The organism is Alkaliphilus pronyensis (genome assembly GCF_009017275.1).
In the GTDB taxonomy this organism is placed as follows: Bacteria; Bacillota; Clostridia; order Peptostreptococcales; family Natronincolaceae; genus Alkaliphilus_C; species Alkaliphilus_C pronyensis.
Map to the genome: position 1 here is coordinate 1 of NZ_WBZC01000080.1, position 2,496 is coordinate 2,496.

The following is a 2,496-nucleotide window of genomic DNA, read 5'->3' on the forward strand; positions in this document are numbered from 1 at the left end:
CTGCAATTAGAAAAAGCGAATTTATAATTTACAAACATAATGTATTTCATTATGTAATAACTCGATATATGGATGAAGCCATGGTATCTTATTCAGATCGTAAACATGGATTGCATTCTATGAGACATAGCTTAGCGAGTAATCTACTAAAAAACAATACACCCTACCCAGTGATTACAGGGATACTGGGACATGAGAATACAAGTACAACTTGCGTGTATCTATCAATTGATATTGAGCAACTCCGCTCCGTAGCATTGGAGGTGTCATATGAAGAATAGAGAAATAGACTATATCTTTACGGGTCCCCTTGCAGAATATTGTACAAAGTATATAGTCTACAAACGCAGTCTTGGATTTAAAATGGGATCATCTGTCTATTATCTTTTGAGAGGAATGGACACTTTCTTTTTACAGCATGGTCTGTCATTAAATTCTTCCATTCTCACTAAAGAAATGGTAGAAAAATATGTAGCACGTCGAGGAGTAGAATCAGTAAAAACACAACATATGAGAATGAGCATTATTCGTCAATTCTCTTTATTTATGAACCGATTAGGCTTTAGCTACTATGTATATCCTGAAACAGATTTTGTTCAAATTAAAAATGATTTTATTCCATATATTTTTACCCATAATGAGATAGAAAGGCTAACTAAAATCCTTGATAAAATTCCAATTAGTCCAAGATATCCAACATACCATATTATATATCCAATGTTATTTAGGATGCTTTATGGATGTGGACTAAGAATTAATGAAGCCCTTGGTTTGAAACTGAAAAATATAGATATTGAACAAGGAATCATAAGGTTGGATGCCACCAAGAATAACATACAACGCCTAATGCCTATGTCCAAATCACTACATAAATATTGTAAAAAGTATGTAAAGAGAATGGGTTTTTCGTCTTCATATGACGGTTACTATTATCCTAGTAAAAATGGTAGTCAGTACAATAGCACTCCTGTATACTGTCAGTTTAGAAAGTTTATGTCCATGGCTGGAATATTTAGAGAAAATGGAACAACTCCTCGAGTACATGACATTCGCCATACGTTTTCTGTCCATGCTTTGGAAAAGATGGTTGACGAAGGAAATGATATATACTGTTCACTTCCAATTCTAAGCACATATCTTGGACACAGGGGTTTGGAAAGCACAGAAAAATACCTTCGATTAACAATTGAAGCCCATGCTTCCATCATTGGTACAATGACTGAGTACTACAACGATGCCTATTCGGAGGTGGTAGACTATGAAAATTAATTATTTTCAACAGTTACTGTCCTCTTACTTTCTAAAATATATACCAGAACGTAGAAATTACAGTGATAATACGATTAAATCTTACAGAGATACATTCATTCTTCTCTTTCAGTACCAGGAAGATTATCTAAACAAATCGGTTTCGAAAATGAGACTTGAGACGTTGTCCAGGAAATATTTAGAAGACTTCCTAGTTTGGTTAGAGAAAGAAAAACAATATTCCGTGTCAAGCATTAATCAAAGGCTCTCAGCACTCCATGCTTTTTTCAAATATATCCAAATGGAAAAGCCCGAGTATATTGAGCTTTGTTCATCAATATTTGATATTAAAACTCGCAAAGTACCTATTATTCCAATGAACTATATCTCAGTAGAAGGCATTAAACATCTATTTAGTCTTCAAGACAGTTCATCCACAGAAGGACGAAGAGAAATGGCAATATTAGTTCTTCTTTATGATAGTGGGGCTAGAGTTCAGGAGATTGCAGATTTAACTTTTGGAGATGTTCGAAACATAAAACCTGCTACAGTAAAATTAACAGGAAAAGGCAATAAAACAAGAATTATACCCCTAATGCCACAAACACTTGATATTCTAAATATCTATATGAATGACTGCAAAAGAAAAAAAGAAATTCAACCTGTACATCCCTTATTTTTCAGCAAGAAGTTTGAGAAACTTACAAGAGCTGGAATTGCTTATATATTAGATAAATATGTAAAAAAAGCAAGGAGTCTGCATCCAGAACTATTTTCAGGAAAGATATCACCACATACCGTAAGACATAGTAAAGCTATGCACTTGTTAGAAGGCGGAGTGAATTTAATTTATATTAGGGACTTTTTAGGCCATACATCTGTTATTACTACAGAAATTTATGCAAAATCAAATCCCGAAATTAAACGTAAGGCAATAGAAAAAGCAAGTCCTAATATTTTACCGCAAGAAAAATATTCCGAAAAGGAAAAAGAAGAAATGTTAGAATGGCTTAAAACAATTATCTAAAAAAATTATGTGAAGTCTGAAGATGATATTTGGTTGGTTTAATCAGCATCTTGCTTCTTACTTCACATAATAAATGACTTTCCATAAGATGAATTATGCTAAGCTTTTCATAATTCATCGAGAACTAGCATATCTGCCTTCATAATTTGCTTCATAAATAGTGTTAATGTCTTTTCGTTCTTTGCTTCTGATAAACGGTTTACTAGAGCTGCTGTCCTATA

General features: G+C 33.2%; 3 protein-coding genes. All 3 read left to right on the plus strand.

The features are described 5' to 3' along the window. Positions 1-281 (plus strand): tyrosine-type recombinase/integrase (locus F8154_RS14455; RefSeq protein ID WP_151862329.1); only part of this gene is annotated, 281 nt, incomplete at its 5' end. Further along, positions 271-1,269: a tyrosine-type recombinase/integrase gene (locus F8154_RS14460; protein ID WP_151862330.1), complete on the plus strand. Its 999-nt coding sequence runs from the start codon at positions 271-273 to the stop codon at positions 1,267-1,269. The genes F8154_RS14455 and F8154_RS14460, both read left to right, overlap by 11 nt. Further along, a complete protein-coding gene (locus F8154_RS14465) occupies positions 1,259-2,275 on the plus strand; it encodes a tyrosine-type recombinase/integrase (protein ID WP_151862331.1) in 1,017 nt (338 codons plus the stop codon). Before F8154_RS14460 ends, F8154_RS14465 begins: the two co-directional genes overlap by 11 nt. The last annotated feature ends 221 nt before the right edge of the window (positions 2,276-2,496 follow it).

Coding starts and splice junctions, on each gene's coding strand:
- F8154_RS14460 (WP_151862330.1), top strand. CDS start 271: ATGAAGAATAGAGAAATAGACTATATCTTTACGGGTCCCCTTGCAGAA.
- F8154_RS14465 (WP_151862331.1), top strand. CDS start 1,259: ATGAAAATTAATTATTTTCAACAGTTACTGTCCTCTTACTTTCTAAAA.